The 26,441-nt window shown below is 64.6% G+C and carries 25 protein-coding genes; 12 read left to right on the forward strand and 13 right to left on the reverse strand.

Going from position 1 to position 26,441, the window contains the following annotated elements; translation table 11 throughout:
- Window positions 1-45 precede the first annotated feature (45 nt).
- The 4 genes from AKG11_RS21285 (at window position 46) to AKG11_RS21300 (ending at window position 3,481) form a co-directional block, all read left to right on the forward strand.
- A complete protein-coding gene (locus AKG11_RS21285) occupies window positions 46-1,656 on the forward strand; it encodes a phosphoenolpyruvate carboxykinase (RefSeq protein WP_050745389.1) in 1,611 nt (536 codons plus the stop codon).
- Window positions 1,657-1,783: 127 nt separating this feature from the next.
- Entirely contained in the window at window positions 1,784-2,218 is a 435-nt protein-coding gene (gene arfB / locus AKG11_RS21290) for an alternative ribosome rescue aminoacyl-tRNA hydrolase ArfB (protein WP_050745390.1), read from the forward strand.
- Between the two features lie 108 nt (window positions 2,219-2,326).
- Complete coding sequence (gene lysM / locus AKG11_RS21295) at window positions 2,327-2,839, forward strand: peptidoglycan-binding protein LysM (RefSeq protein ID WP_050745391.1); 513 nt, start codon at window positions 2,327-2,329, stop codon at window positions 2,837-2,839.
- Between the two features lie 24 nt (window positions 2,840-2,863).
- Window positions 2,864-3,481, forward strand: a complete 618-nt coding sequence (locus tag AKG11_RS21300; protein ID WP_050745392.1) for an alpha-ketoglutarate-dependent dioxygenase AlkB family protein — start codon at window positions 2,864-2,866, stop codon at window positions 3,479-3,481.
- 5 nt (window positions 3,482-3,486) lie between these two features.
- On the opposite strand, the gene coaA is transcribed toward AKG11_RS21300, so the two are convergent.
- The 8 genes from coaA to AKG11_RS35715 all read right to left on the reverse strand — a co-directional run bounded on the left by coaA (window position 3,487) and on the right by AKG11_RS35715 (window position 9,119).
- Window positions 3,487-4,482 carry a type I pantothenate kinase gene (coaA, locus tag AKG11_RS21305; protein ID WP_024271288.1) on the reverse strand — a complete coding sequence of 332 codons (996 nt, stop codon included), beginning with the start codon at window positions 4,480-4,482 and terminating at the stop codon, window positions 3,487-3,489.
- The gene (locus AKG11_RS21310) at window positions 4,482-4,802 is read right to left on the reverse strand and encodes a phosphoribosyl-ATP diphosphatase (protein WP_023513683.1); all 321 of its coding nucleotides are present in this window, start codon (window positions 4,800-4,802) and stop codon (window positions 4,482-4,484) included. Before AKG11_RS21310 ends, coaA begins: the two co-directional genes overlap by 1 nt.
- Before the next feature lie 10 nt (window positions 4,803-4,812).
- The gene (gene hisF / locus AKG11_RS21315) at window positions 4,813-5,589 is read right to left on the reverse strand and encodes an imidazole glycerol phosphate synthase subunit HisF (RefSeq protein WP_023513684.1); all 777 of its coding nucleotides are present in this window, start codon (window positions 5,587-5,589) and stop codon (window positions 4,813-4,815) included.
- 106 nt (window positions 5,590-5,695) lie between these two features.
- Window positions 5,696-6,430, reverse strand: a complete 735-nt coding sequence (gene hisA, locus AKG11_RS21320) for a 1-(5-phosphoribosyl)-5-[(5-phosphoribosylamino)methylideneamino]imidazole-4-carboxamide isomerase (protein ID WP_050745393.1) — start codon at window positions 6,428-6,430, stop codon at window positions 5,696-5,698.
- Between the two features lies 1 nt (window position 6,431).
- Window positions 6,432-7,073: an imidazole glycerol phosphate synthase subunit HisH gene (hisH, locus tag AKG11_RS21325; RefSeq protein ID WP_050745394.1), complete on the reverse strand. Its 642-nt coding sequence runs from the start codon at window positions 7,071-7,073 to the stop codon at window positions 6,432-6,434.
- A gap of 1 nt (window position 7,074) precedes the next feature.
- Window positions 7,075-7,545: a DUF2628 domain-containing protein gene (locus AKG11_RS21330; protein WP_050745395.1), complete on the reverse strand. Its 471-nt coding sequence runs from the start codon at window positions 7,543-7,545 to the stop codon at window positions 7,075-7,077.
- A 28-nt stretch (window positions 7,546-7,573) separates the two neighbouring features.
- Window positions 7,574-8,167, reverse strand: coding sequence for an imidazoleglycerol-phosphate dehydratase HisB (gene hisB, locus AKG11_RS21335; RefSeq protein ID WP_023513689.1), 594 nt, complete (start codon window positions 8,165-8,167; stop codon window positions 7,574-7,576).
- Window positions 8,168-8,990: 823 nt separating this feature from the next.
- A complete protein-coding gene (locus tag AKG11_RS35715; RefSeq protein ID WP_023512670.1) occupies window positions 8,991-9,119 on the reverse strand; it encodes a hypothetical protein in 129 nt (42 codons plus the stop codon).
- Window positions 9,120-9,364: 245 nt separating this feature from the next.
- Between AKG11_RS35715 and hslV the strand changes: the two genes are divergently transcribed.
- The 5 genes from hslV to AKG11_RS21360 all read left to right on the forward strand — a co-directional run bounded on the left by hslV (window position 9,365) and on the right by AKG11_RS21360 (window position 14,373).
- A complete protein-coding gene (gene hslV / locus AKG11_RS21340) occupies window positions 9,365-9,925 on the forward strand; it encodes an ATP-dependent protease subunit HslV (protein WP_023512671.1) in 561 nt (186 codons plus the stop codon).
- Window positions 9,912-10,406 carry a GNAT family N-acetyltransferase gene (locus tag AKG11_RS21345; RefSeq protein ID WP_050745396.1) on the forward strand — a complete coding sequence of 165 codons (495 nt, stop codon included), beginning with the start codon at window positions 9,912-9,914 and terminating at the stop codon, window positions 10,404-10,406. Before hslV ends, AKG11_RS21345 begins: the two co-directional genes overlap by 14 nt.
- A 13-nt stretch (window positions 10,407-10,419) precedes the next feature.
- Window positions 10,420-11,730: an ATP-dependent protease ATPase subunit HslU gene (gene hslU, locus AKG11_RS21350; RefSeq protein WP_023512673.1), complete on the forward strand. Its 1,311-nt coding sequence runs from the start codon at window positions 10,420-10,422 to the stop codon at window positions 11,728-11,730.
- A gap of 176 nt (window positions 11,731-11,906) precedes the next feature.
- Window positions 11,907-12,854, forward strand: a complete 948-nt coding sequence (locus tag AKG11_RS21355; RefSeq protein WP_023512674.1) for a DUF1402 family protein — start codon at window positions 11,907-11,909, stop codon at window positions 12,852-12,854.
- A 112-nt stretch (window positions 12,855-12,966) separates the two neighbouring features.
- Window positions 12,967-14,373 carry a cytochrome P450 gene (locus tag AKG11_RS21360; protein WP_023512675.1) on the forward strand — a complete coding sequence of 469 codons (1,407 nt, stop codon included), beginning with the start codon at window positions 12,967-12,969 and terminating at the stop codon, window positions 14,371-14,373.
- Here the strand turns inward: AKG11_RS21360 and AKG11_RS21365 are convergent.
- The gene (locus AKG11_RS21365) at window positions 14,318-14,872 is read right to left on the reverse strand and encodes a hypothetical protein (protein WP_050745397.1); all 555 of its coding nucleotides are present in this window, start codon (window positions 14,870-14,872) and stop codon (window positions 14,318-14,320) included. The two genes, AKG11_RS21360 and AKG11_RS21365, sit on opposite strands and share 56 nt — an antisense overlap.
- 140 nt (window positions 14,873-15,012) lie before the next feature.
- Between AKG11_RS21365 and AKG11_RS21370 the strand changes: the two genes are divergently transcribed.
- The gene (locus AKG11_RS21370; RefSeq protein WP_050745398.1) at window positions 15,013-17,019 is read left to right on the forward strand and encodes a hydantoinase/oxoprolinase N-terminal domain-containing protein; all 2,007 of its coding nucleotides are present in this window, start codon (window positions 15,013-15,015) and stop codon (window positions 17,017-17,019) included.
- 185 nt (window positions 17,020-17,204) lie between these two features.
- Window positions 17,205-19,367, forward strand: coding sequence for a malate synthase G (locus AKG11_RS21375; protein ID WP_050745399.1), 2,163 nt, complete (start codon window positions 17,205-17,207; stop codon window positions 19,365-19,367).
- 106 nt (window positions 19,368-19,473) lie between these two features.
- Here AKG11_RS21375 and AKG11_RS21380 read toward each other — a convergent pair whose 3' ends face one another.
- Window positions 19,474-20,136, reverse strand: coding sequence for a L,D-transpeptidase (locus AKG11_RS21380; RefSeq protein ID WP_024270131.1), 663 nt, complete (start codon window positions 20,134-20,136; stop codon window positions 19,474-19,476).
- 368 nt (window positions 20,137-20,504) lie between these two features.
- Between AKG11_RS21380 and AKG11_RS21385 the strand changes: the two genes are divergently transcribed.
- Entirely contained in the window at window positions 20,505-21,035 is a 531-nt protein-coding gene (locus AKG11_RS21385; protein WP_023514409.1) for an MmcB family DNA repair protein, read from the forward strand.
- 163 nt (window positions 21,036-21,198) lie between these two features.
- Here the strand turns inward: AKG11_RS21385 and AKG11_RS21390 are convergent, their stop codons facing one another.
- The 3 genes from AKG11_RS21390 to hrpB form a co-directional block, all read right to left on the reverse strand.
- On the reverse strand, window positions 21,199-21,768 hold the full coding sequence (locus AKG11_RS21390; protein ID WP_023514408.1) for an ActR/PrrA/RegA family redox response regulator transcription factor: 570 nt from the start codon (window positions 21,766-21,768) through the stop codon (window positions 21,199-21,201).
- Between the two features lie 77 nt (window positions 21,769-21,845).
- Window positions 21,846-23,147 (reverse strand): ActS/PrrB/RegB family redox-sensitive histidine kinase, encoded by a 1,302-nt coding sequence (locus AKG11_RS21395; RefSeq protein ID WP_050745400.1) that lies wholly within the window; start codon window positions 23,145-23,147, stop codon window positions 21,846-21,848.
- A 221-nt stretch (window positions 23,148-23,368) separates the two neighbouring features.
- Complete coding sequence (hrpB, locus tag AKG11_RS21400) at window positions 23,369-25,837, reverse strand: ATP-dependent helicase HrpB (protein ID WP_050745401.1); 2,469 nt, start codon at window positions 25,835-25,837, stop codon at window positions 23,369-23,371.
- Between the last annotated feature and the right edge of the window lie 604 nt (window positions 25,838-26,441).

Here is a 26,441-nt window from a genome sequence, read left to right on the forward strand (position 1 = left end):
GGCAAAATTCACACCAGTCTTGTCGCCTTGGAGGAAAACTGGACCATGCAGGAACTTGGCGTTCGCAACCCCGCTCAGGGGCTCACCGCGATGGGTATCCACACCAACGGCACGGTCCGGTACAACTTTGCTGCTGAGGCTCTCTATGAAGAGGCCCTCGGTCGTGGCGAAGCGGTCAAGACCGCCCATGGCGCCCTTCGCGCCCTCACCGGCCAGCACACCGGCCGTTCGCCCAAGGACAAGTTCGTCGTGCGCGACGAAAACACCGAAGGGGCCATCTGGTGGGACAACAACAAGGCCGTCTCGCGCCAGCATTTCGACGTGCTGCACGCCGACATGCTGGCCCATGCCGCCGATCGCGACCTTTTCGTGCAGGATCTCGTCGGCGGTGCCGATGCCGACTACGCCCTGCCGACCCGCGTCGTCACGGAACTCGCCTGGCATTCGCTGTTCATCCGCAACCTGCTCATCCGCCCGGAAGAGAAGGACCTTGCGGCCTTTGCCCCGAAGCTTACGATCATCGACCTGCCGACCTTCAAGGCCGATGTCGAGCGCCACGGCGCCCGCACGGAAACCATGATCGCCTGTGACCTGACCCGCGGCATCGTGCTCATTGCCGGCACCTTCTATGCCGGCGAGATGAAGAAGTCGGTCTTCACCGTTCTGAACTGGCTGCTGCCGTCGGAAAAGGTCATGCCGATGCACTGCTCGGCCAATGTCGGCCCGGATGGTGACGCTGCCGTGTTCTTCGGCCTGTCGGGTACCGGCAAGACGACGCTGTCGGCCGACCCGACCCGTACGCTGATCGGCGATGACGAGCATGGCTGGGGCGAAAACGGCATCTTCAACTTCGAAGGCGGCTGCTACGCCAAGGCGATCCGCCTTTCGGCCGAAGCCGAGCCGGAAATCTACGCGACGACGCAGCGTTTCGGTTCCGTCCTCGAGAACGTCGTGCTCGACGCGAACGGCGTGCCTGATTTCAACGACGGCTCGCTGACGGAAAACACCCGCTGCGCCTATCCGCTGGATTTCATCCCGAACGCCAGCAAGACCGGTCGCGCGCCGCATCCGAAGACGATCATCATGCTGACGGCCGATGCCTTCGGCGTCATGCCGCCGATCGCCAAGCTGACGCCGGACCAGGCCATGTACCACTTCCTTTCCGGCTACACCGCCAAGGTCGCCGGCACCGAGCGTGGCGTGACCGAGCCGGAAGCCACCTTCTCGACCTGCTTCGGCGCCCCCTTCATGCCGCGCCACCCGACGGTCTACGGCAATCTCCTGAAGGAGCTCATCGCCGAGCACGGCGTCGATTGCTGGCTGGTCAACACCGGCTGGACGGGCGGCGCCTACGGCGAAGGCCGTCGCATGCCGATCAAGGCGACGCGCACCCTGCTCGCCAGCGCGCTCGACGGCTCTCTGAAGGACGCGCTGTTCCGCCGCGACGACAATTTCGGCTTCCAGGTGCCCGTTTCGGTGCCGGGTGTGGACACGAAGATTCTCGACCCGCGTTCGACCTGGGCCAATGGCGCTGCCTATGACAAGCAGGCCCAGAAGCTCGTCGACATGTTCATCGCGAACTTCGAAAAGTTCGAGGACCATGTCGATGGCGGCGTGCGCGATGCCGCGCCGGGCCTGAAAGTTGCCGCCGAATAAGGCCTTCCGGCAATGATTCACGTGAAACCCGGCCCCTGCGGCCGGGTTTTTCGTCGGTATTTTCCTTTCCAGCGGCAGCTTCCCGTTTCGCCCGGTGCCGGTTAAAACGGCCGGGAAAGGAATTTCCATGGCAAGCGCGCCCCTCTACATCAAGAGTTCGATCACGATTGCCGGCTGGGAACTGACCGAGCAGTTCGTGCTGGCCGGCGGCCCGGGCGGGCAGAACGTCAACAAGGTCTCGACGGCTGTGCAGCTCTTCTTCGACCTGCGCAACTCGCCCTCGCTGAACGACCGGGTGAAGGCCAACGCGGAACGGCTCGCCGGTCGCAAGGTCTCCAAGGACGGCGTGCTGCTGATCGAGGCGAACCGCTTTCGCAGCCAGGAACGCAATCGCGAGGATGCGCGCGAGCGGCTGAAGGAGCTGATCCTCAAGGCGGCCGAACCGCCGCCGCCGGTGCGCAAGAAGACGAAGCCGACGAAAGGTTCGGTCGAACGCCGGCTCAAGGAAAAATCGGGCCGGTCGGACGTCAAGCGCATGCGGGCCAAGCCCGGTGGCGAATGATTGCCACAACTTGGCCGTTTAACGGTGAGAGTGAAACGAGACCTTTCCTTTGCGGAAAGGCTCTGCTTAAGTTCGGAAAACCAGGCAAAAAAGACCAGGGAGGTAGCCATGGGTCTCTTCAGCTTTATCAAGAACGCCGGCAAGAAGCTCGGCATAGGCGACGACGAAGCGCCGGAGGCCGAGGCGGTCAAGAAGGAGCTCGATTCCTTCGATCTCGGCACGCAGAATGTCGAAGTCTCCGTGGAGGGTGACAAATGTGTGCTGAAGGGTGTCGTGGCCGACCAGACGGCCTTCGAAAAGGCCGTCATCGCCGTGGGCAATACGCTGGGGATTTCCAAGGTCGAGGCCGCCGATCTCAAGGTCGCACCGGCCGATTCCGGCCTGAAACTCGAAAAGATCGACCTGACGGAACTCCTGAAGGTCTCCGCGCCCGCCAATGACCCGACCCTTCACACGGTCAAGAAGGGCGACAATCTCTGGAAGATCGCAGAGGCTTATTACGGCAAGGGCAAGGGCGCCAAGCACACCTTGATCTTCGACGCCAACCGCCCGATGCTCTCCCATCCGGACAAGATCTATCCCGGCCAGGTGTTGCGCATTCCGGACCTGGCGGAAGCGTGAACCGTAGGGACCGCGAGATGTGTCATGGCTGAGCGCGGCCTCGCCCCGGGGCTGCGCTACTTCCCCGACCATTTTGATCGCTCGGCCCAGGAGGCCCTGGTCGTCGCTATCAGGCAGATCGTGGCCGAGGCGCCGCTCTTCGTGCCGCGCATGCCGAAGACCGGCAAGCCGATGTCCGTGCGCATGACCAATTGCGGCTCGCTCGGCTGGGTGACGGACAAGGACGGCGGCTATCGTTACCAGCCGACCCATCCCGAGACCGGCCGCCCCTGGCCGGCCATTCCCGAGACTCTTCTCGCCCTGTGGAACGCGGTATCCAGCTTCGGAAAGCCGCCGGAGGCCTGCCTCGTCAATTTCTATGATCCGGATGCCAAGATGGGCCTGCACCAGGATCGGGACGAGACTGAATTTGCAGCGCCTGTCGTGTCCGTTTCGCTTGGCGACCAGTGCCTGTTCCGCGTCGGCGGTGTTTCCCGCAGCGATCCGACACGGTCGTTCCGCCTCTCAAGCGGCGACGTTTTCGTGTTCGGCGGGGAAAGCCGGCTGATCTTTCACGGGGTTGACCGGATCTATCCCGGCACGTCGACGCTTTTGAAGAACGCCGGGCGCATCAATCTGACGCTCCGCCGGGTCAATCCATAGCCGGCTCAGAGCTTGCGCAGCGCCACCGTCTCGATGAGGTGGTTCTCGCCCTTCTGCAGGATGAGATCGGCGCGCGGGCGGGTCGGCAGGATGTTCTGGTGCAGGTTCTTCAGGTTGATGTTGCGCCAGAGATTTTCCGCGATCGTCAGCGCCTCGTCCTCGCTGATCGTCGCGTACCGGTGGAAGTAGGAATCGGGGTTGCGGAAGGCGGTTTCCCGAAGGCGCATGAAGCGATCCACATACCAGGTGTGGATCAGCGTCTCCTCCGCGTCGATATAGATCGAGAAATCGAAGAAATCCGAGACCATCGGCACGATCTTGCCGTCGGCCGGCAGATTGCGTGACTGGAGCACGTTGATACCCTCGAAGATCAGGATATCCGGCCGGTCGATGGTGCGGAAGGCGTTGGGCAACACGTCATAGGTGAGGTGCGAATAGGTCGGTGCCTTGACGTCCTTCTTGCCGGCCTTGATGGCCGAGAGAAAGCGCAGCAATGCGCCTATGTCGTAACTCTCCGGGAAACCCTTGCGCTCCATCAGGTTTTCGCGCTGGAGCACCGCGTTCGGATAGAGAAAACCGTCGGTCGTCACGAGATCGACCTTGGGGCTGGAAGGCCAGCGGGACAGCAGCTCCATCAGGATGCGGGCGGTGGTCGACTTGCCGACGGCGACCGAACCCGCAATGCCGATGACATAGGGGGTCTTGGCCTCGTCCGAGAGGCTGAGGAAGCGTTTGCGCTGCTCGAACAGGATCTGCGAGGATTCGACATGGGCCGAAAGCAGGCGCGACAGCGATAGGTAGATGCGCCTGACTTCGTCGAGGTCGATCGGGTCATTCAGCGAGCGCAGGCGCTGCACCTCGTCGGCGGTCAGCGTCAGCGGCGTGTCGGCCCGGAAGCGCGCCCACTCGTCTGCCGAAAAAAAGCGGTAGGGAGAATAGTCGCGGTTGCCGAAATCGTCCGGAATATCCGCCTGGTCCTTGTCGCGCACTGCCTGGATCATCAACTCTTCCGGCTGGCCTTCTCCACGAGGCCGGACTGGTTCGTCCGCCGCTCCAGCTCCTCCATGACATCTTGTAACGCGACGCCGCCGATTTTCAATACGACGATCAGATGATAGAGCAAATCGGCCGTTTCGCTCGTTAAAGCGGCCTTTTCGCCCTCAATCGCCGCGATAACCGTCTCGATCGCCTCTTCTCCGAGCTTCTTTGCCGCCTTTTGCTGCCCGGCGGCCACGAGCTTGGCCGTCCAGGATTCCGACGGATCGGCCTTGGCGCGGGCGTCGACGATACGTTCGAGATCGGCAAGGGAAAAGTCGCTCATCGCTCTCTCCTCAGTCGAGCCGCATGGCAATGCCATGCTCGGCCATGTAGCGTTTCGCTTCGCCCACCGTATAGGTGCCGAAGTGGAAGATGGAGGCGGCGAGTACTGCCGTCGCATGCCCGTCGCGCACGCCCTCGACGAGATGGTCGAGCGTGCCGACGCCGCCCGAGGCGATGACCGGCACAGAGACGCGGTCGGCGATGGTGCGGGTCAGGGCGATGTCATAGCCGCCCTTCTGGCCGTCGCGGTCCATGGAGGTGAGCAGCAGCTCGCCCGCGCCGCGTTCCACCATCTTTTCGGCGAAGGCGACGGCGTCGATGCCGGTCGGCTTGCGGCCGCCATGGGTGAAGATTTCCCAGCGGTCTTCCTCGCCGTCCTGCGAAACCTTCTTCGAATCGATCGAGACGACGATGCACTGGTTGCCGAATTTGTCGGCCGCTTCCGCCACGAAATCCGGATTGGCGACGGCGGCCGAATTGATCGAGACCTTGTCGGCGCCGGCAAGCAGCAGCTTGCGGATATCCGCCACCGCGCGCACGCCGCCGCCGACGGTGAGCGGCATGAAACAATGGTCGGCCGTGCGCGCCACGACGTCGAAGATCGTGTCGCGGTTGTCCGAGGAAGCGGTAATGTCGAGGAAGCAGAGTTCGTCGGCACCGGCCGCATCATAGGCTTTCGCCGATTCCACGGGATCGCCGGCATCGACCAGATTGACGAAGCTGACGCCCTTGACGACGCGGCCGTCCTTCACGTCGAGGCAGGGAATGACGCGTGCTTTGAGGGTCAAAGGACGGCCTCCTTCTTCTTGTTTTGCGCGTCCTCGCCGCTATGCGGCTGCGGGCGTCGCGGGCCGTCCTTCACGTCGAGGCAGGGAATGACGCGGGCCTTGAGGGTCATGCGGCTGCTCCTCGTATCATGGCCAGCGCCTCGGCGGGATCGATCCGCCCGTCATAGAGCGCCCGGCCGGAAATCGCGCCCTCGAGCTTGCGGGCATCCGGCGCGACGAGGCGGCGGATGTCGTCCATCGAGGCAAGGCCGCCGGAGGCGATGACGGGAATGGAGACGGCGTCGGCAAGCTCCAGCGTCGAGGCCCAGTTGATGCCGGCCAGAATACCGTCGCGGTCTATGTCGGTGTAGATGATCGCGGCAACGCCGGCACCTTCGAACTTCTTCGCAAGCTCGATCACGCCGAGTTCGGAGGCTTCCGCCCAGCCCTCGACGGCGACCTTGCCGCCCTTGGCGTCGATGCCGACGGCAACCTTGCCGGGGAATTTTTTGCAGGCCTCGATGACGAGCGCGGGATCACGCACGGCGACGGTGCCGAGGATGACGCGGGAGAGGCCGCGCGCCAGCCAGCTTTCGATATGATCCAGCGTGCGGATGCCACCGCCGAGCTGCACCGGGTTCTTCGTCGCCTTGAGAATGGCATCGACGGCAGCACCGTTGACGCTTTCCCCGGCGAAGGCGCCGTTGAGGTCGACAACGTGCAGCCATTCAAAACCCTGGTCTTCAAAAGCTTTCGCCTGGGCGGCCGGGTCGGGATTGTAGACGGTGGCCTGGTCCATGTCGCCGAGCTTGAGGCGAACGCACTGGCCGTCTTTCAGGTCGATGGCGGGAAAGAGGATCATGTTACGGCTTCCAGCGCAGGAAATTGGTGATGAGGGCGAGGCCGAGCGACTGGCTCTTTTCCGGATGGAACTGCGCGCCGGCCTTGTTGCCGTCAGCGACGAAGGCGGTCATCGGGCCGCCATAGCCGACCGTGGCGACCACCTCGTCAGGGTTTTCGGCGGCGAGGTGGTAGGAGTGCACGAAATAGGCGTGCAGCGTCTCCGGAATGCCCTCGAAGAGCGGGTGGGCGTAGCGGCGGGTGAGCGTGTTCCAGCCGATCTGCGGAATTTTCAGCTCCGGATCGTCGGGCGTCATCCTGACGACATCGCCCCTGATCCAGCCGAGGCCTTCGGTGGTGGTCTTTTCGAGGCCGCGCGAGGACATGAGTTGCATGCCGACGCAGATGCCGAGGAAGGGGCGGGCCTTCGCCTCGACGGTCTCGCGCAGCGCCTCGACCATGCCGGGCACGGCATCAAGGCCGCGACGGCAATCGGCATAGGCGCCGACGCCGGGCAGCACGATGCGATCCGCGCCGGCGACGCGCTCGGCCTTGTCCGTCAGGTCGATCTCGGCATCGATGCCGGCTTCGCGCGCGGCACGCTCGAAGGCTTTGGTGGCCGAGCGCAGGTTGCCCGAACCGTAGTCGATGATTGCAACGCGCATCTCAGCGTCCTTCCTTGAAACCGACGAGGCCGAGCATGGGAGCGTGCCGGCGCGGGGAGGTTTCGGCTGCCGGCAGGGAAACGGTATGACGCGTCTCCGGTTCGCCGGTCCTGATGTCCATGTAGTAAATCTCTTCCGCCGTTGCACGGTCGTCTGCCGCTATGGCCGCGTCCACCGTCCAGCCCGCCCGGCGCAGGCCGGCGGCGATCATCGTGGGGCCTTCAAGCGCGACGAGAAGATTGGTCGCAAGGCAGATGCCGAGGCCGGCAAGGCCGAAGACCGGATGCTCGGAAATGGCGGAGCCCAGCGCGGCGAGCGCGAAAACAAGGGCTGCGGCCAGCCACGCGCGATGCCACAGCAGCCAGAGGAACGGTACGAAGAACGCGATCCACGAAAAACGATCACGGATGATCCGGGCGTTCTCATCCTGGGATTTTGCACCCGGCGGTATCAGAAAGAGGAACGTGGCCATATCGACAGGCCTCCATCTTGTGCCTTGCTCAGGCCAGCGAACCCTTCGTCGAGGGAACGCGGCCCGCCTGGCGGGGATCGATCTCGGTCGCGGTGCGTAGCACGCGCGCGACGGCCTTGAAGCACGTCTCCGAGATATGATGGTTGTTCGCGCCGTAGATGTTCTGGATATGCAGCGTGATGCCGGCGTGCTGGGCGAGCGCGTTGAAGAACTCGCGCACCAGCTCGGTGTCGAAGGTGCCGATCTTCGGGGCGGAGAAGGTGACGTTCCACACGAGGAACGGGCGGCCGGAAACATCGACGGCAGCGCGGGTCATCGTCTCGTCCATGGCGAGATCGAGCGAGGCGTAGCGCGTGATGCCGCGGCGGTCGCCGAGCGCCTTGGCGATGGCCTGGCCGATGGCGATGCCGGTGTCTTCGACCGTGTGATGGTCGTCGACATGCAGGTCCCCTTCGGTCTTGATGTCCATGTCGATGAGCGAATGGCGCGCGAGCTGGTCGAGCATATGATCGAAGAAACCGACGCCCGTCGAAATGGTCGACGTGCCGGTGCCGTCGATATTGACGGTGACGGCGACGGAGGTCTCGTTCGTCTTGCGCGAAACGCTGGCGGTGCGGCTCATTGCGGTCTCCGGTAGAGTGTCGCCGCTCCTTAACAGGGCTCTTGGGAAAAGGCCAGTGTTTCGCAGGTTTTCGGTGCAGGGGGAAACGGCCCGCAGGTCGCCCATCGGGGTTTGAAACCAGTCCGGTCCGGAGAACCGCGCGAAAGCGTTGCCTCTGGAAGGGGTATATGGATGGCTTCGCTTTCGCGCGGCCCAAGGCGTTCTTCGGAGGTGGTCTCATCCTCCTTCAGGCATGGCAGGCTTCGCTGCACAGTGTGTTGGCGCATAGGCCTTGTCCGAAAACCGCGTTCCGCACTTTTCGGGGGCATGCGCCACCATCCTGCTTGCATGGCGGACCCAAACCGACCCCGCGACCCGGGGAAGGGGGAAGCTCCGCACACGGCGCTCACCCGCTGGCCTGATCCCTGAGAACGGGAAAGGCTGCGAGGCACCGTGGCGCTCCACGCCTCTTTCGCCCCCGCCGTACGTTTCGGCGGACATCGAAAGCGCCTCCTCCCGCCCGCATCGACACGTTACGCGATCCGTCCGGCAGCGAAAGGACGTTCAGGATAGGACGGGTTTTGGAGACGGGGAAAATCGGGGTGTAAAAAAGGGCAGAAGTGGGGATCGACGCCGACGTGATCAGGCACGTCGCCACATTGGGAAGCCGTTGCCACACCCTCCGTCATCCTCGGGCTTGACCCGAGGATCCATGTCACATCCTCCGGTGTGCCGTGAGGAGTGGATCTTCGGGTCAAGCCCGAGGATGACGGAGGAGGGGGGTAGGAGGGGCGTGCGGGTTGGGGAGAGCGATGCAAGCATGCCGGCATCGCCCGCCGCCCCCTCACTTCTTCTTCGTTGCGCTCTCGCTGTTCTTCACCTGCGAGCCCAGAGTGGGTGCGGCTTTGGCTGCCACCTTGTCCTTCTTGGGTTTGCGCGTTTCCTTGTTGCTGCGAACCTGTCCTTTGGCCATTGCCGTAACCCCTTTTGTTGACGGGAGACCATAACCTGCTCATCGCACGGGGAAAGCAAGGTTTATTTTGCAGTGAGACGCAGACCCGCGGCGGTGCCGTAAGGGGTCGCGCAGCGGCCTGGCGGCGGAGGGGTGCCAAGGAGGCCGCCGGCGTTTGCAATTGCCGAAACGCCGCTTACATAGGACGTAACGAAGCCGTCTCGCTGGCGGTACCCGCCCGGTCTCCGGGCCCCAGAGGTCTATTCATGAGTGAACACAATCCCTACGCTTCCATGCATGCCACGACGATCATCACCGTCCGCAAGGACGGCAAGGTGGTGATGGCGGGCGATGGCCAGGTGAGCCTTGGTCAGACCGTGATGAAAAGCAATGCGCGCAAGGTGCGCCGCCTTGCCAAGGGCGATGTCATTGCCGGTTTTGCCGGCGCCACGGCGGACGCCTTCACGCTGCTCGAACGGCTCGAAGCCAAGCTCGAGCAATATCCCGACCAGTTGATGCGCGCGGCCGTCGAGCTTGCCAAGGACTGGCGCACCGACCGCTATCTGCGCCGGCTCGAGGCGATGATGCTGGTCGCCGACAAGTCCGTCACGCTGGCGCTGACCGGCAATGGCGACGTGCTGGAGCCGGAACACGGCACCATGGCGATCGGCTCGGGCGGCAACTATGCCTATGCCGCGGCCCGCGCGCTGATGGATACGGACAAGTCGGCGGAAGAGATCGCGCGGCGCGCCATGCAGATCGCCGGCGACATCTGCGTCTACACCAACCACAATTTCGTGGTCGAGACGCTGGATGCCGACCGATAAGGCCTATGCCTTCCGGCCGGTGACGGACGCCGACCTGCCGATGCTGGAACGGTGGCTGAACGTGCCGCATGTCCGGCGCTGGTGGGGCGAACCGGCGGACGAAGTCGCCGGCATCAAGGCGGATTTCGACGAGCCGTCGATGGAGTCCTTCATCGTGCTCCATGATGGAAAGGAATTTGCCTATCTGCAATGTTACCGGATCGCGGCGGACGATCTGTCCTTCGGCGACCGGCCCGAACGCACCGTCGGCATCGACCAGTTCATCGGCCCTGCCGATATGGTCGGTATCGGCCACGGGCCGGCGATGATCGAAGCCTTTGTGCAAAGGGTTTTCGCCGAGGGGATGGAACGGGTCGTGCTCGATCCGCATCCCGACAATGCGCATGCCATCCGGGCCTATGAAAAGGCCGGATTCCATGCTTTCGATCAACGCATGACTGAGGACGGACCGGCGCTGATGATGGCCCGGGACCGTTGCTAGAAACGGAAAGCTGATGTCTAACTTTTCCCCCCGCGAGATCGTTTCCGAACTCGACCGCTACATTATCGGCCAGCATGACGCCAAGCGCGCTGTCGCCATCGCGCTCCGCAACCGCTGGCGCCGCCACCAGCTGGAGCCGGACCTGCGCGACGAGGTGATGCCGAAGAACATCCTGATGATCGGGCCGACGGGCGTCGGCAAGACCGAGATTTCGCGGCGCCTTGCCAAGCTTGCCGGTGCGCCCTTCGTCAAGGTCGAGGCGACCAAGTTCACCGAGGTCGGGTATGTCGGCCGCGATGTCGAGCAGATCGTGCGCGACCTCGTCGAGGTCGGCATCGGCCTGGTGCGCGAGAAGAAGCGTACCGAGGTGACGGCCAAGGCCCATATGAATGCCGAGGAACGGGTGCTCGATGCGCTGGTCGGCGCGACGGCCTCGCCTGCAACGCGCGATTCGTTCCGTAAAAAGCTGCGCGGCAACGAACTCGACGACAAGGAAATCGAGATCGATGTTGCCGATACGGGCGGCGGCATGCCCGGCGGCTTCGAGATCCCCGGCATGCCCGGCGCCAATATCGGCGTGCTGAACCTTTCCGAAATGTTCGGCAAGGCGATGGGCGGGCGCACCAAGAAGGTCAAGACGACGGTCAAGGACAGCTACAAGATCCTGATCGACGACGAATCCGACAAGCTGCTCGACAACGAGCAGATCCAGCGCGAGGCGATCCGTTCGGCCGAAAACGACGGCATCGTCTTCATCGACGAGATCGACAAGATCGCGGCGCGCGACGGTGGCATGGGCGCGGGCGTCTCCCGCGAGGGCGTGCAGCGCGACCTGCTGCCGCTCGTCGAGGGCACGACGGTTGCGACGAAGTACGGGCCGGTCAAGACGGATCACATCCTCTTCATCGCCTCCGGTGCTTTCCACGTCTCCAAGCCGTCAGACCTCCTGCCCGAGCTGCAGGGCCGCCTGCCGATCCGCGTCGAACTGCGCGCGCTGACGAAGGAGGACTTCCGCCGCATCCTCACGGAGACGGAGGCGAGCCTCATCCGCCAGTACAAGGCGCTGATGGCGACGGAAAGCGTCGAGCTCGATTTTACCGAGGACGGTATCGACGCGCTGGCCGATGTCGCGGTGCAGCTCAATGCGAGCGTCGAGAATATCGGCGCGCGGCGTCTCCAGACGGTGATGGAGCGGGTACTCGACGAGATCTCCTTCGAGGCGCCGGACAAGGGCGGCAACAAGCTCCTCATCGACGCCGCCTACGTGCACAAGCATGTCGGCGCGCTTGCCGCCAATACCGACCTGTCGCGCTACATTCTGTGACGTTTGCGCACCGGTGGCCGCCCTTGCGGCCGCCGGTGCCGGATTTTTGCAGGCAAGGCCTCTCGACAGGAGGCGCCGTGCGGCCTAGGCATGGCACGCATTTTGGCATCATTCCGACATGTTTGCGTTGCATCGGTCTTGCCATGCCGACATTACGAGAAGACGGAACCGGACCCGTGCGACAGCTCATTTCCGTGCTTGCCCTTGCAGCCGCCCTCCTTGTCCAGAGCCAGACAACGGCCCTGGCGATCGATGTGGTGCCATCCGGCAACCGCAATGCCGAGCAGCCGCAGATCCCGGGCGCCTCGACGCGCCGCACCAAGGCAGGCAAGACCTCCTTCGACGCGAAATACGAGAAGGTGCGCGATCTCATCGCCAATGACGGGCAGCTGACCGGCAAGATCAAGTCCATTGCCGGCAAATACGGCATTGCGCCCATCCATATGGTCGGCGCGATCGTCGGCGAGCATACCTACAATGTCGACGCCTATGACCGGCTGCAGAGCTATTATGTGAAGGCGGCGTCCTATACCGGCTCGTTCCGCTTCGCCTATGACGGCGAAAACGTCGCCGACTTCGTCGACCGGCCGGAATTTGCCAAATGCGCCGACAAGAAGGGCTCCTATGCGCTCTGGACCTGCCGCGAGACGGTGTGGAACCGCACGTTCAAGGGCCGCACGGTCGGCGGCACGTCCTTCCCGAACAACCGCTTCAGCGCGGTGTTCTTCCAGCCCTTCTATGCCGGCCAGACCTTCGGGCTTGGCCAGATCAATCCGCTGACGGCGCTGACGCTGACGGACGACGTCGCGCGCATTTCCGGCTATGACCGGCTCGACGAGAACGATGCGGCCGGCGTCTACCAGGCGATCATGGATCCCGATATATCGCTTGCCTACATGGCCGCCTCGATCCGCCGCTCGATCGACGCCTACAAGACGATCGCCGGGGTCGATATCTCGAAGAATCCGGGGCTGACGGCGACGCTCTACAATATCGGCAATCCCGACGCGCGCGCCGCCGCCTTTGCCGCACGCCGCGCCTCCGGCGAAGTGACCTGGCCGGAGGAGAACTATTACGGCTGGCTGATCAACGACAAGCTGGCGGAACTCCAGGGCCTGCTCTAGTTTTCCAGAAGTCCGGACGCAGAACGCTCAAGCACTTTTGATGGAATTGCTCTAACTTCGGCCTACCTCTCGGCTCACCTTCCACGAAGAGCCGATTGAAAGGAGCCCGATGATGGACATGCGCCCCGAGCCGTTCGAACCGCCGGCGCCGATCCCGCGCACCGTGCCGCCCTCGAAGCTCGAGATCATCCGCACCGTGTTCCGCAATCCGCTGGAGCTCTGGGGCGAGCCCTCCTACACGCTGCCCTGGATCATGACGAGCTTCTTCGGCGAGAAGACGCTGATCGTCAACGATCCCGGCCTGATCAAGTACCTGCTCGTCGACAATGCCCAGAACTACAAGATGGCCGTGGTGCGCCAGCTCGTGCTGCGCCCGATCCTGCGCGACGGGCTGCTGACGGCCGAGGGCGGGGTGTGGCGCCGCTCGCGCAAGGCCGTCGCGCCGATCTTCACGCCGCGCCATGCCAAGGGCTTTGCCAGCCAGATGCTGGCGCAGTCCGAACTCTATGCGCAGAAATACGAGGGGTCGGACGGCACGGTCTTCGACATCGGCAACGACATGACGGAGCTCGCCTTCGCCATCCTCTCCGAGACGCTGTTTTCCGGCGAGATCGTCACCCAGTCGGAAAGTTTTGCCGACGATGTCGAGGACCTCCTGCATTCGATGGGCCGCGTCGATCCCATGGATCTCCTGCGCGCGCCGTCCTGGGTGCCGCGCGTGACGCGGATCGGCGGGCTGAAGGTGCTGAAGAAGTTCCGCGGGATCGTGCGCGACACGATGGACCTGCGTCTTGGGCGCATGAAGGACGATGAAGCCGCGCCGAACGACTTCCTAACCCTGCTTTTGCGCGCGGCGGGGCCGGAGGGGCTGACCATGGAGGAGGTGGAGGACAATATCCTCACCTTCATCGGCGCCGGCCACGAGACGACGGCGCGGGCGCTCGCCTGGACGCTCTACTGCGTCGCCAACTCGCCGCATGTGCGGGACGCGATGGAAGAGGAGATCGACCGGGTGCTGTCGAGCGGCGCTGACCCCGTCGACTGGCTCGACCGCATGCCCTGGACGCGCGCCGCCTTCGAGGAGGCGATGCGGCTCTATCCGCCGGCGCCCTCGATCAACCGCGAGGCGATCGCCGACGATGTCTGGGTGAGCCCTAAGGGCGAAAGGGTGGAGATCCCCAAGGACGTCACCATCCTCGTCATGCCCTGGACGCTGCACCGCCACGCGCTGCTCTGGCAGAAGCCGCGCGCCTACATGCCGGAACGGTTCCTCCCGGAAAACCGCGAAGCGATCCACCGTTTCCAGTACCTACCTTTCGGCGCCGGGCCGCGCATCTGCATCGGCGCGACCTTCGCCATGCAGGAGGCGATCATCGCGCTCGGCGTTCTGATGCGCCGTTTCCGTTTCGACATGACGGAAAACACGCGGCCCTGGCCCGTGCAGCGCCTGACGACGCAGCCAGCTAACGGACTGGCGTTGCGGGTGACGGCTCGTCGAGGCGCTTCTTCGATTTCTTGATCGTCTTGATCGCCGCGCAGGTCGCTTCCGGGTTCTTGCAGGGCTGGTAGACGACGATCTCGCTGCCGCTGCCGTCGTCCCAGACCGCCTGCACGGCGATGGTTTCCGCCTCGCCCGGCTTCAGATCGATATAGATCCAGTTCTGCGTTTCGTCCGACGGCAGGTTGAAGGGCAGTTCAGGGTCACATTTGGCCAGCGGAAAGCGCTGGTCGAGCGTGTCGTTGTTGATCGAATAGCGGATCTCCGACAGGCGGCAATGCATCGTCTGCAGCGTGGTGAAATAGATCAGCTGCTGGTCGGCGAAATTGCGGAACTGCACCCAGCCCGTCTGCTTGTTGGCATCCAGCATCGCCTTGTAGACCGAGACGTCGGGGATCTGCGCCTGGTACTGTTGCTCGTCGTTCTCCTCCTGGGCGGCGACGGGCTGGCTGCCGGCCAGAAGCGCGGCGCCGAGAAGAAGGGCAGCCAGAAGCGGCTTTCGCGGGGTGGGGTCGATCACAGGGTACGCTCCTCGTTCTTTCACCTTATGTCGCCGGGGGAATGGTGGCATTCGGCCCGGACATGTCATAACACCTCAGGCAATAACACCATTCACGGCCTGCTTTGAAAAGAGACGGCAGGCGGTACGGAAGAATTCTCGTGGCAGACCATTTGTTACTCGGCATCGATACCGGCGGCACCTACACGGACGCCGTGCTCTACAGTGAAACCGCCGGCGTCGTCGCCCGCGCCAAGGCACTCACCACCCGCCACGATCTCTCGGTCGGTATTTCCGGTGCCGTCGAAGCGGTGCTGGAAGCGGCAAAGGCTCCCGTCTCGGCCATCGGTCTCGTCTCGCTCTCCACCACGCTGGCGACCAACGCCCTGGTGGAAGGGCAGGGCGGCCGTGCCGGCCTTGTCATGATCGGCTTCGGTCCCGAGGACCTGAAGCGCGACGGCCTTGCCGATGCGCTCGGCAACGACCCAGTGCTGTTCCTGCCCGGCGGGCACAATGTGCATGGCGACGAGACGACGCTCGACATGAGCGCACTCGACGATGCCCTGCCGGTCCTTGCCGAGACCGTCTCCTCCTTTGCCGTCGCCGGCTATTTCGCCGTGCGCAATCCGGCGCACGAGGAACGGGTTCGTGCGCGCATCCGCGAGGTCTCGCACCTGCCCGTTACCTGCAGCCACGAACTTTCCTCCAAGCTCGGCGGGCCGCGCCGGGCGCTGACGACGCTGCTCAATGCCCGCCTCGTCTCGATGATCGACAGGCTGATCGGCGCCTGCGAGGACTATCTCGACCGTCGCGGCATCCATGTGCCGATGATGGTGGTGCGCGGTGACGGGGCGCTGATCGCGGCGGCCGAGGCGCGGCTGCGGCCGATCGAGACGATCCTGTCCGGCCCGGCAGCCAGCCTCGTCGGCGCGCGGCACCTGACCGGGCTCGACAATGCCATCGTCTCCGATATCGGCGGCACGACGACGGATGTGGCGGTACTCGACGGCGGGCGGCCGAAGCTCGATGCGGAAGGCGCCGTCGTCGGCGGCTATCGCACCATGGTCGAGGCGGTCGCCATGCGCACCTTCGGCCTCGGCGGCGATTCGGAAGTCCGCATCAACGATCGCGGCCTGAAGGCGAAGATCGAGCTTGGGCCGCGCCGCTTCATGCCGCTGAGCCTTGCCTCGGCGCTGCATCCGGATGCAATCGTCCCGGTGCTGGAGCGCCAGATGCGTGCGCCCCATGCCGGGCGGCACGATGGACGCTTCGCTGTGCGCACCGGCGTGCCGGAACGGTTGGCGAGTGGCCTCCAGCCGCAGGAACAGGCGCTTTACGAGAAGATCGGCATGGTGCCGCTTCCGCTGGAAGGGCTGCTCGCCACCATGTTGCAGAAGGTGACGCTCGACCGGCTGGTTGCGCGCGGCCTCGTGCATATCTGCGGCATCACACCCTCCGACGCCATGCATGTGCTCGGCGGCCAGGGGCAGTGGGATGCCACGGCCGCCCGTCTCGGACTGGAGATCGCCGCCCGCACGCGGGACGGTTCCGGCCGGCCGATCGCCGACAGTCCGGAAGCCCTGGCGCGCGTCCTCGTCGATCGCCTTACCCGGCAGTCGGCCGATGTCATCCTGTCGGCCTGCCTTGCCGATGACGGGGCAGGGGCGATCGATCCGGTCCATTCGCTGGCGATCGACCGCGCGCTGCACCGCGTGCCGGGCATCGTGCGGTTCCGCATCGCGCTCGACCGGCCACTCGTCGGCCTCGGTGCCTCGGCGCCGGTCTATTATCCCGCCATCGCCGACATGCTGGGCGCCGAATCGGCCATTCCCGCCGACGCCGGCGTTGCCAATGCGGTCGGCGCGGTGGTGGGTCAGGTGCGCACCATGGTCACGGTCTTCGTGACCATGCCGGAAGAGGGCATCTTCATCGTCGGCGGCACGGGTGAAAGCGCGCGCTTTGTCGACGAAAGCGAGGCCTTCGCGCTGGCGAAGGAGCGGGCGATGACGGCGGCGCTCACCGCGGCCCGGATCAACGGTGCGGACGAGCCGGCGGTGACGTTCACCGAGGAGATCGACGCGCCGGAGGTGGAAGGCCGCCGCAAGCTCATGGAGGCGCGCTTCACCGCGATCGCCAGCGGCCGGCCGCGCATTGCGTACGAGAGCTGACGGTCTCCCGTTCTTTGGCCTCGCCGGCTGCCTTTCGCGGTGGTCGGCGCGCGCCTATCGTATGATTTTATCCGAACGGGAATAAATTCTTTATGTCATTGCCGAATTGACTATGCATGCCCGTCTCCGGAAAGTGGCAGCATTCGGGATACTCCCCCCTCGTCCCGTCATTCGGAGTTTTTTACATGACCTATATCGAGAAAGCCGGTCTTTCGATCGACCGCGACCTACATGATTTCATCGTCACGGAGGCGCTTCCCGGCACGGGCGTGGACGCTGCGCGTTTCTTCGATGAGTTTTCCGCCGTCGTGCACGACCTTGCGCCGGAAAACCGCGCGCTGCTGGCCAAGCGCGACGCGCTGCAGGAGAAGATCGACGCTTGGTACCGCGCCAACGGCGCGCCGGTGGACATGGCGGCTTACGAGGCCTTCCTGCGCGAGATCGGCTACCTGCTGCCGGAAGGCGGTGAATTCAAGGTGACGACGGACAATGTCGATCCCGAGATCGCCAGCCTCGCCGGCCCGCAGCTTGTCGTTCCCGTCATGAATGCACGCTACGCCCTGAACGCTGCCAATGCGCGCTGGGGCTCGCTCTACGATGCGCTCTACGGCACGGATGTGATCCCGGAAACGGACGGTGCGGAAAAGGGCAAGGGTTACAATCCCAAGCGCGGCGAGAAGGTCATCGCCTGGGCCAAGGCCTTCCTCGACGAGGCGGCTCCGCTCGAGGGCGCCCGCTGGGCCGACCTCACCGGTATCGAGGCCGGTGCGGACCTGCGCCTTTCCGCAGGCGACCGTGCCGTTTCGCTGAAGCGGCCGGAACAGTATGCCGGCCATGCGGAAGGCGACGGCGGCTGGCGCCATCTGCTTTTGAAGAACAATGGCCTTGGCATCGAGATCCTGATCAACCGCGACTTCGAAATCGGCAAGACCGATCCGGCCGGCATTGCCGGCGTCAATGTCGAAGCGGCACTGACGACGATCATGGACTGTGAGGATTCGGTCGCGGCTGTCGATGCCGAGGACAAGATCCTCGTCTATCGCAACTGGCTCGGCCTGATGAAGGGCGACCTGAAGGAGACGTTCACCAAGGGTGGCGAGACGGTCGAGCGCAAGCTCTACAGCGACTTCACCTACACCGCGCCGGACGGCTCGCCTTTCGAGGTCAAGTGCCGCTCGCTGATGCTGGTGCGCAATGTCGGGCACCTCATGACCAACCCGGCGATCCGCGATCGCGAGGGCAACGAGGTTCCCGAGGGCATCATGGATGCCATGGTGACGGCGCTGATCGCGCTGCACGATGTCGGCCCGAACGGCCGCCGCAAGAATTCGCGCGAAGGCTCGATGTATGTCGTCAAGCCGAAGATGCACGGGCCGGAAGAGGTTGCCTTTGCCAGCAAGCTGTTCGGCCGCGTCGAGGCTGCCGTCGGCATGGCGCCGAACACCATGAAGATGGGCATCATGGACGAGGAGCGCCGCACGACGGTCAACCTCAAGGAAGCGATCCGCGCCGCCAAGGAGCGCGTCGTCTTCATCAACACCGGCTTCCTCGACCGCACGGGCGACGAGATCCACACCTCGATGGAAGCGGGCCCGATGATCCGCAAGGGCGACATGAAGCAGGCCGCCTGGATCGGCGCCTACGAGAACTGGAACGTTGATATCGGCCTCGAATGCGGCCTGTCCGGCCATGCGCAGATCGGCAAGGGCATGTGGGCCATGCCCGACCTGATGGCCGCCATGCTGGAACAGAAGATCGCCCATCCGAAGGCCGGCGCCAACACCGCCTGGGTTCCCTCGCCGACGGCCGCGACGCTGCATGCGACGCACTACCACAAGGTCAATGTCGCCGAGGTTCAGGCGACGCTGCGCTCCCGCCCGCGGGCAAAGCTCTCCGACATCCTCTCGGTGCCGGTCGCCGTCCGGCCGAACTGGACGCCGGAGGAAATCCAGCGCGAGCTCGACAACAATGCGCAGGGTATTCTCGGCTATGTCGTGCGCTGGGTCGACCAGGGCGTCGGCTGCTCCAAGGTGCCCGACATCAACAATGTCGGCCTGATGGAAGACCGCGCCACGCTGCGCATCTCCGCCCAGCACATGGCCAACTGGCTGCACCACGGCGTCGTCACGGAAGCGCAGATCGAGGAGACCATGCAGCGCATGGCCGCCGTTGTCGACGGGCAGAATGCCGGTGATCCGCTCTATCGTCCGATGGCCGGTAACTTCGACGGTTCCATCGCCTATCAGGCGGCGCTCGATCTTGTCCTGAAGGGCCGCGAGCAGCCGAACGGCTACACCGAGCCGGTTCTCCACCGCCGCCGCCTGGAGCTGAAGGCCGCTGCGGCCTGATCCCGCTTTTCGCGCCGGCAGGGTATTGTCCCTGCCGGAAGCGCCCAAAACAAAAGAAGCCGCCGGAGCGATCCGGCGGCTTCTTTCTTAAGCGGATTTTTTCCGCTTACTGCTGGACGACGACGCGGGCGCCCTTGCCGGGGCGGACGCGCTTGTAAAGGTCGATGATGTCCTGGTTCATCAGGCGGATGCAGCCCGACGAGGCGGCCGTGCCGATGGAGGCCCATTCCGGCGTGCCGTGCAGGCGGAACAGCGTGTCCTTGCCCTGCTCGTTGAAGAGATAGAGCGCGCGTGCGCCGAGCGGGTTTTTCAGGCCCGGGCCCATGCCTTCCTTGACGTAGCGGGCGACATCGGGACGACGGACGGCCATTTCTTCCGGCGGATGCCAGGTCGGCCATTCCTGCTTCCAGGCGATGTAGGCCTCGCCCTGCCAGGCAAAGCCCGCCTTGCCGACGCCGATGCCGTAACGCACGGCCTTGCCGCCGGGCAGCACATAATAAAGGAAGCGGTTCGGCGTGTTGACGACGATCGTACCGGGCTTTTCCTTGGTCGCGTAGTCGACGATCTGGCGGTGGAACTTGGTGTTCACCTTGTTGATCGGGATACCCGGCAGGGAATAGCCGTTGTCCTCAACAGGGCCATATTCCGATGTGAAGATAGCATTGGTCGCCACCTTTTCGCCCGGAAGCGAGGTCGAGGAGGAGGAGCAACCGGCGAGCGTGACGGCTGCTGCGAGGCCGCACAGAAGGAGGGCATTGCGGAAGCGCATGTGAGTCTCTTGATAGGAAATTAAGAAGTTCCGAGCCGCGGAACTTTCATCGATTATGGTTTATTTTCGATTAAACCAGTCAATGCAAGTCTGTGTGCTCCGGCGCGGGCCTGCACTTGAGCAAAAAGGCCGGTGATTGTTTTTTTGCAACAACAAGACCTGCCCGCCTGCCGCTTTCGCCGCGTCCGGATCAGGACAAGCACGCCTTTCCGGCCTGTTCAATGGTCTTCCGCAGCGCTGGCCCGAAGCCGCACAGGATCCGTGTGGCGCGGTTAAGAGAGTCTTTCGCGCGCTCCGAATCACGTGGCGCCCTTAACTTTTTCGCCGGGCGCATTTGCGGATAGAATGCGATTCGCCGAGGGTGCCCCATGACGATCGTTTCCATTCACAATGACAATCCGCTGGTCGACGGACGCCAGTCCGACCGGGCCATGATGGTGCGCCGCGGCGTGCAGCGCATGCTGACGGAGATGCGCCATGCGGTGCTGCCCGAGTTGACGCTGGCCAGCGGCCGGCGCGCGGACCTCATCAGCCTCTCCGACAGGGGCGAGATCTGGATTGTCGAGATCAAGACGTCGATCGAGGATTTCAGGGTGGACCGCAAATGGCCGGATTACCGGCGTCACTCGGACCGGCTGTTCTTCGCCACCCACAAGGAAGTGCCGCTCGATATCTTCCCGGAGGATTGCGGCCTCATCCTCTCGGATGGCTACGGCGCCCACATCATCCGCGAGGCGCCGGAGCACAAGCTGCCGGCGCCGACGCGAAAATCCGTCACCTTCGCCTTTGCCCGCGTCGCCGCGGCCCGGCTGATGCTGGCGGAGTTCGCGGCGGATACAAGGGGCGAGGGGGCTGATATGTCGGCCATCGTTGCAGGAGAGCGCGACGCGGCGGTGTGATATCGCTTTGAGGCGCTTTTGAGGGGTGAGCCCCTCATCCGGCTGCCGCCACCTTCTCCCCGAGGGGAGAAGGGGAAAACGGGAGGTCGCATCCTTCTCTTCCTTCTCCCCGACGGGAAGAAGGTGGTCCAAAGGGCCGGATGAGGGCCCCCGAAGTCCGAGCCTATTTCGGCGCGCGCTTGGCGAGGATGCGCTGCAGCGTGCGGCGGTGCATGTTGAGGCGGCGGGCGGTCTCGGAGACGTTGCGGTCGCACATCTCATAGACGCGCTGGATATGCTCCCAGCGCACGCGGTCTGCCGACATCGGGTTTTCCGGCAGTTCCACCTTCTCGCCCGGGCGCTGCGTCAGTGCGGCGAAGATGTCGTCGGCATCCGCCGGCTTGGCGAGATAATCGACCGCGCCGAGCTTCACGGCGTTCACGGCCGTCGCGATATTGCCGTAGCCGGTCAGCATGATGATGCGCGTGTCGTCGCGGCGCTGGCGGATGGCGGCGATGACGTCGAGGCCGCTGCCGTCGCCGAGCCTGAGATCGACCACGGCGAATTTCGGCGGGTTTGTCTTGGCCTTGGCGATGCCCTCGGCAACCGACTCGGCCGTATCGACGGCAAAGCCCCGCGTCTCCATAGCGCGCGCAAGGCGGCGCAGGAACGGCGCGTCGTCATCGACGAGGAGAAGGGAAGGATCGGGCCCGATATCGTCGGTTGCCGCGTGAGGTTCGGTGTTTTCTGCCATTTTTCGTCTTTCGTGGCCGAATTTCGTCCATTCTTGATGAGGATCAGCTTATCACCCGTAAGTCGGGGTGGGTAAAGTCATTTTGCGGCCTTTGCCTCCATGCGGCCCCGCGGCCAATCGACCGACACGCGGGCGCCCGGCCGGTCGCCGGTGCGGTTGGCAAAGGTCAGTTTCGCGCCGGAGCGCTCCAGCAGCGTCTTGGCGATGAACAACCCGAGCCCCAGTCCGCCGGCCCGCTCGTCGCGCTGGCGCTTGGTGACATAGGGATCGCCGATGCGCTGGAGGATATCCGCCGCATAGCCGTCGCCGTCGTCCTCGATGACGATCGTCACCCGTTCCGCCGTGTGGCTGACGGTGATGGTCACCTCCTCGCGCGCATGGTCGACGGCGTTTTCCATAAGATTGCCGAGACCGTAGAGAATGCCGGGATTGCGGCTGCCGACCGGCTCGTTCTCGCGTTCGCCGTTTTCGACGAGGTTGAGGCGGATGCCGAATTCGCGGTGCGGCGCCAGCACCTCCTCCAGCAGCGAGGAGAGCGGCAGCACGCGCATATGCGCCTCGTCCGCTGCCGAAAGCGTGGTGAGACGGCGCAGGATGTCGCGGCAACGTTCGCTCTGGCTGCGCAGGAGCTGCACGTCTTCCTTGAAACGGTCGTCCATGCCGAGTTCACGCTCCATTTCGCGGGCCACGACGCTGATCGTGGCAAGCGGCGTGCCGAGCTCGTGCGCTGCCGCCGCCGCCAGGCCGTCGAGTTGCGAAAGGTGCTTTTCGCGCTGGAGGATGAGTTCGGTCGCCGCGAGCGCATCGGAAAGCTCCGCTGCCTCCTGCGACACGCGGTAGGAGTAGAAGGCGGCAAAGGCGGTGGTCGACACGATGGCGAACCAGAGCCCGGCCGTCAGGATCGGCGGCACGACCAGCAGCGTGCCGGGAAACCAGGGCAGCGGAAAGGGCGTGAAGGCAAGCGCCGTGATGCCGAATACCGAGAGCAGGCCGAGCGGCAGGCTGAAGCGGATCGGCTGCAGCGAGGACGAGATGATGACGGGCACGCAGACGAGCGGTGCGAAGGGATTGGCAAGTCCGCCGGTAATGAAAAGCAGCGCCGTGAGCTGGCAGAGGTCGAAGGCGAGCAGCAGGAAGGCGGAGGCAGGCGTCAGCCGGTGCGTCGGGGCGAAGCGCACGGCGAGGAAGAAGTTGACCGCGGCGAGCAGCGCGATCAGCACCGCCGCCGGCAGCAGCGGCAGCGGAAAATCGAGCCACAGCCCGACGACGATGACCGTGATCGACTGACCGGCGACCGCCAGCCAGCGCAGCCGGATGATCGTTTCGAGACGCAGACGCCGGCCGGAGCCCTCGAAGTCGATGTCCTGGTAACCCGTCATCCCGTCTTCCTTCCGTTCGCGAACCCGCATTCGCCCTTCTAGAGCATTTCCGCATTTCTTCGAATCGCGAAAGCGCTTCATCCGCTTGTTCTGAAGCAATTGCAGATGCAAAGCCGCTGCGCACTTTGCCGGAATGGCTCTAAACTGCGAGACGCCCGGAACGATTTGTCTTTCTGCAATTTCCGACGCAAAACCTCCGGCAATCGCCGGAAATTGCGCGATCACGTTCCGCGCGGCTTGGCGCGCGTCGTCGGCAGGGCGTCTGCCGGGTCCTCCGGCCAGGGGTGTTTCGGATAGCGCCCGCGCATATCCGCCCTGACGTCGCGCCAGGAGCCGGCCCAGAAACCGGGCAGGTCGCGCGTCGTCTGGATCAGCCGATGTGCGGGGGAGTGGAGTTCGAGCAGCAGTGGCAGCCGCCCGCCCGCCACGGCCGGATGCTGCTTCAGGCCGAAGAGCTCCTGCACGCGGATCGCCAGCACCGGCTCGTCGCCATCGTAGCGGATCGGGTGGCGCTGGCCGGTCGGCGCCTCGAAATGAGTGGGTGCCAGCCGGGCGAGGTCGCGCTGCACCTCATAGGGCACCAGCGCCATCAGCCCTTCCTGGAGGCTTGCGGGCTTCACCTCTTCGAGGCTGCGGCTGTTTTCCTGGAACGGCACGAACCAGCTGTCGAGTGTCGCAAGCAGCGCCTCGTCGCCGGTATCCGGCCAGGGTGCGCCGATCGAGCGGTGGAGGAAGCCGATGCGGTCGCGCAATTGTGCCGTCTCGCGGGAAAAGGGCAGCACGGCAAGGCCGAGCTGGCGTACCCCGTCGGCAAGCGCCAGCGCTGCCTTTGGTCCGCTTGGCCGCGGGAGTGGTGCCTCCTCGAGAATCATTGCGCCGAGACGCACGACCCGGCGCGCGCGCACCTGGCGGCTAGCGCGGTCGAAGACGCACTGGTCCTCCCGCACGATGGTTTCGGCGAGTTCCGCCTCGACATCCGCGCGGCCGATTTCCGCCGCGGCGAGAATGCGTTGCCGCCCGGCCTGCCCGGTGAGGTCGGCGACGACGATCATGTCGGCGCCGGCGAGCCGCTCGGTCTCCGGCAGCTCCGCCCCGCGCCCGTTCGCCATGACGAACCGCCCCCGGCCACCCCGCTGCAGGGCGACGCGATCGGGAAAGGCATGCAGCAGCAGGGCACCGGGGGCCGGGACCGCGCCACCCTTCGTCGCGCCGAAACCCTCGGCCATACGCTGGGCGAGTTTCCGCGCCGCCTCGGCCCGCTCGCCGCGTTCGCCGGAGAAGCGGCGCAGGCGCTCCTCGATATCGACGGCCGGTCCGCCGAGGCCCTGTTCGGTCAGGAGCACGGCGAGGCGCGCCGCGGCCCCTTGCTGGCCGTCTTCGGCGGCATGCAGGATCATGGCCGCCAGCCGTGGCGGCAGCGCCAGCTCCCGGATGCGTTTTCCGGCCGGCGTCAATGCGCCCTGTGCGTCGAGCGCCCCGAGGAGACGCAGCAGGTTGCGCGCTTCCTCCACCGCCGCGGCGGGCGGCTGGTCGACAAGCCGCAACGCGGCGGGATCGCTGACACCCCAATGCGTGAGATCGAGCATGAAGCCAGAGAGATCTCTGGAAAGAATCTGCGGCGGCGTGAAGGCCGGCATCGCTGCCGTCTGTCCGGCATGCCAGAGGCGGATGGCGATGCCCGGTTCGGTTCGCCCAGCGCGGCCGGCGCGCTGGTCCGCCGAGGCGCGCGACACGCGCACCGTCTCCAGCCGGGTGATGCCCGTCGCTGCCTCGAAGACCGGCAGGCGCTGCAGGCCGCTGTCGATGACGATGCGCACGCCGTCGATGGTGATGGAGGTTTCGGCGATCGACGTCGCCAGCACGATTTTTCGCGTGCCAGCAGGGGCCGGACGGATCGCGGCGTCCTGTTCCTTCTGGCCGAGGTTGCCGTAGAGCGGCACGATGCTCGTCTCCGGCCCGAAGCGGCCGTCCAGCCGTTCGGCGGTGCGGGTGATTTCCGCCTGCCCGGGCAGGAAGGCGAGGATCGATCCGCTCTCTTCGCGATGTGCCGCGCTGATCGCCCGCGCCATCGTGTCCTCGATGCGCTCGCCGGCCGGTCGGTCCTGGTGGCGGATATCGACGGGAAAGGCCCGCCCCTCGCTGACGAGGACGGGCGGATTGTCGAGCAGGTCGGAAACGCGCGCCACATCGAGCGTCGCAGACATGACGAGGATACGAAGGTCCTCGCGCAGCGCCGCCTGCACGTCCAGCGCCAGCGCCAGGCCGAAATCCGCATCGAGCGAACGTTCGTGGAATTCGTCGAAGAGCACGGCGGAAACGCCGGACAGTTCGGGATCGTCGAGGATCATGCGGGCGAAGACGCCTTCCGTCACCACTTCGATGCGCGTTTTCGCCGAAACCCTGTGGTCGAGCCGCATGCGGTAGCCGACGGTCTCGCCCACCCGCTCGCCGAGCAGTGCCGCCATGCGCCCCGCCGCCGCGCGCGCGGCAAGCCGGCGCGGTTCGAGCAGGATGATCTTGCCGTCCCCTCGCCAGCTCTCGTCCAGGAGGAAGAGCGGCACGAGCGTCGTCTTGCCGGCGCCGGGCGGCGCGGACAAGACAGCGCGGGTGCCCGCGGCAAGTGCCGCGCCGAGGGCGGGGAGGATCTCCGTGACCGGCAGGCGCGGCAGGGTGTCGGGGATCGACCCCATCTTAGTGCGCCCCGCCTGTAAAGGAGGCGCCATCACGGGCGAAGGACATGGTTTTCTCCGGCTTGGTTTCTCCGTCTGAATAGCCCGGCGCTGCATCCGAGAGAAGGGCCGGAAAGGGGTGCGGGCGGAGCGGAACACGCAAAACGGTCTCCGAAAAGAATTTTACCACTTGGACAAGATTTTTGGCTGCTTTTCGGATCCTGCAGCGTGCGTCGACGGCGAAAAAATCTATAAACACAAGCAATAACAACATCTTACACATTTTTGAAGTTTTCTTGAAAATGTCTGTTGACGTAAGCGGATGAGTGGGCCTATAACCCGGCCATCGAACGAGAGCGGCGGCGCTTCTGGCGGACGACGAGCTCGCTCTAGGGTTTCCTGATGGAGCTGGTGAGAATTGAGCCTGATTTGGTTCGGGTGATTTTTGCAGTTCTGGTGAGACTGGGACGGTATTGACCGTCGGTTATTTGACAATTGAATAGAGAAGAAAGAGAAACGTGGTCGGCGGGGTCGTGGACTGGTTTAGGCCGGTCCGGAAAGAGACTTTGGCGGTCACGTTTATCAAGAGAAGTTACACTGGTTTTCGGGGCTGGCCGCAAGGTTG

Origin of the sequence: Shinella sp. SUS2, from assembly GCF_001262505.1 — a bacterium.
Lineage (GTDB): Bacteria > Pseudomonadota > Alphaproteobacteria > Rhizobiales > Rhizobiaceae > Shinella.

Coding starts and splice junctions, on each gene's coding strand:
- coaA (WP_024271288.1), bottom strand. CDS start 4,482: ATGATCCAGGCAGTGCGCGACAAGGACCAGGCGGATATTCCGGACGAT.
- AKG11_RS21360 (WP_023512675.1), top strand. CDS start 12,967: ATGGACATGCGCCCCGAGCCGTTCGAACCGCCGGCGCCGATCCCGCGC.
- AKG11_RS21330 (WP_050745395.1), bottom strand. CDS start 7,545: ATGGCCACGTTCCTCTTTCTGATACCGCCGGGTGCAAAATCCCAGGAT.
- arfB (WP_050745390.1), top strand. CDS start 1,784: ATGGCAAGCGCGCCCCTCTACATCAAGAGTTCGATCACGATTGCCGGC.
- AKG11_RS21345 (WP_050745396.1), top strand. CDS start 9,912: ATGCCGACCGATAAGGCCTATGCCTTCCGGCCGGTGACGGACGCCGAC.
- AKG11_RS21300 (WP_050745392.1), top strand. CDS start 2,864: ATGGCTGAGCGCGGCCTCGCCCCGGGGCTGCGCTACTTCCCCGACCAT.
- hisA (WP_050745393.1), bottom strand. CDS start 6,430: ATGATCCTCTTTCCCGCCATCGACCTGAAAGACGGCCAGTGCGTTCGC.
- AKG11_RS21375 (WP_050745399.1), top strand. CDS start 17,205: ATGACCTATATCGAGAAAGCCGGTCTTTCGATCGACCGCGACCTACAT.
- hisH (WP_050745394.1), bottom strand. CDS start 7,073: ATGCGCGTTGCAATCATCGACTACGGTTCGGGCAACCTGCGCTCGGCC.
- AKG11_RS21390 (WP_023514408.1), bottom strand. CDS start 21,768: ATGGCAGAAAACACCGAACCTCACGCGGCAACCGACGATATCGGGCCC.
- AKG11_RS21380 (WP_024270131.1), bottom strand. CDS start 20,136: ATGCGCTTCCGCAATGCCCTCCTTCTGTGCGGCCTCGCAGCAGCCGTC.
- AKG11_RS21385 (WP_023514409.1), top strand. CDS start 20,505: ATGACGATCGTTTCCATTCACAATGACAATCCGCTGGTCGACGGACGC.
- hslU (WP_023512673.1), top strand. CDS start 10,420: ATGTCTAACTTTTCCCCCCGCGAGATCGTTTCCGAACTCGACCGCTAC.
- hisB (WP_023513689.1), bottom strand. CDS start 8,167: ATGAGCCGCACCGCCAGCGTTTCGCGCAAGACGAACGAGACCTCCGTC.
- AKG11_RS21310 (WP_023513683.1), bottom strand. CDS start 4,802: ATGAGCGACTTTTCCCTTGCCGATCTCGAACGTATCGTCGACGCCCGC.
- lysM (WP_050745391.1), top strand. CDS start 2,327: ATGGGTCTCTTCAGCTTTATCAAGAACGCCGGCAAGAAGCTCGGCATA.
- hslV (WP_023512671.1), top strand. CDS start 9,365: ATGAGTGAACACAATCCCTACGCTTCCATGCATGCCACGACGATCATC.
- hrpB (WP_050745401.1), bottom strand. CDS start 25,837: ATGGGGTCGATCCCCGACACCCTGCCGCGCCTGCCGGTCACGGAGATC.
- AKG11_RS21395 (WP_050745400.1), bottom strand. CDS start 23,147: ATGACGGGTTACCAGGACATCGACTTCGAGGGCTCCGGCCGGCGTCTG.
- AKG11_RS21285 (WP_050745389.1), top strand. CDS start 46: ATGCAGGAACTTGGCGTTCGCAACCCCGCTCAGGGGCTCACCGCGATG.
- AKG11_RS35715 (WP_023512670.1), bottom strand. CDS start 9,119: ATGGCCAAAGGACAGGTTCGCAGCAACAAGGAAACGCGCAAACCCAAG.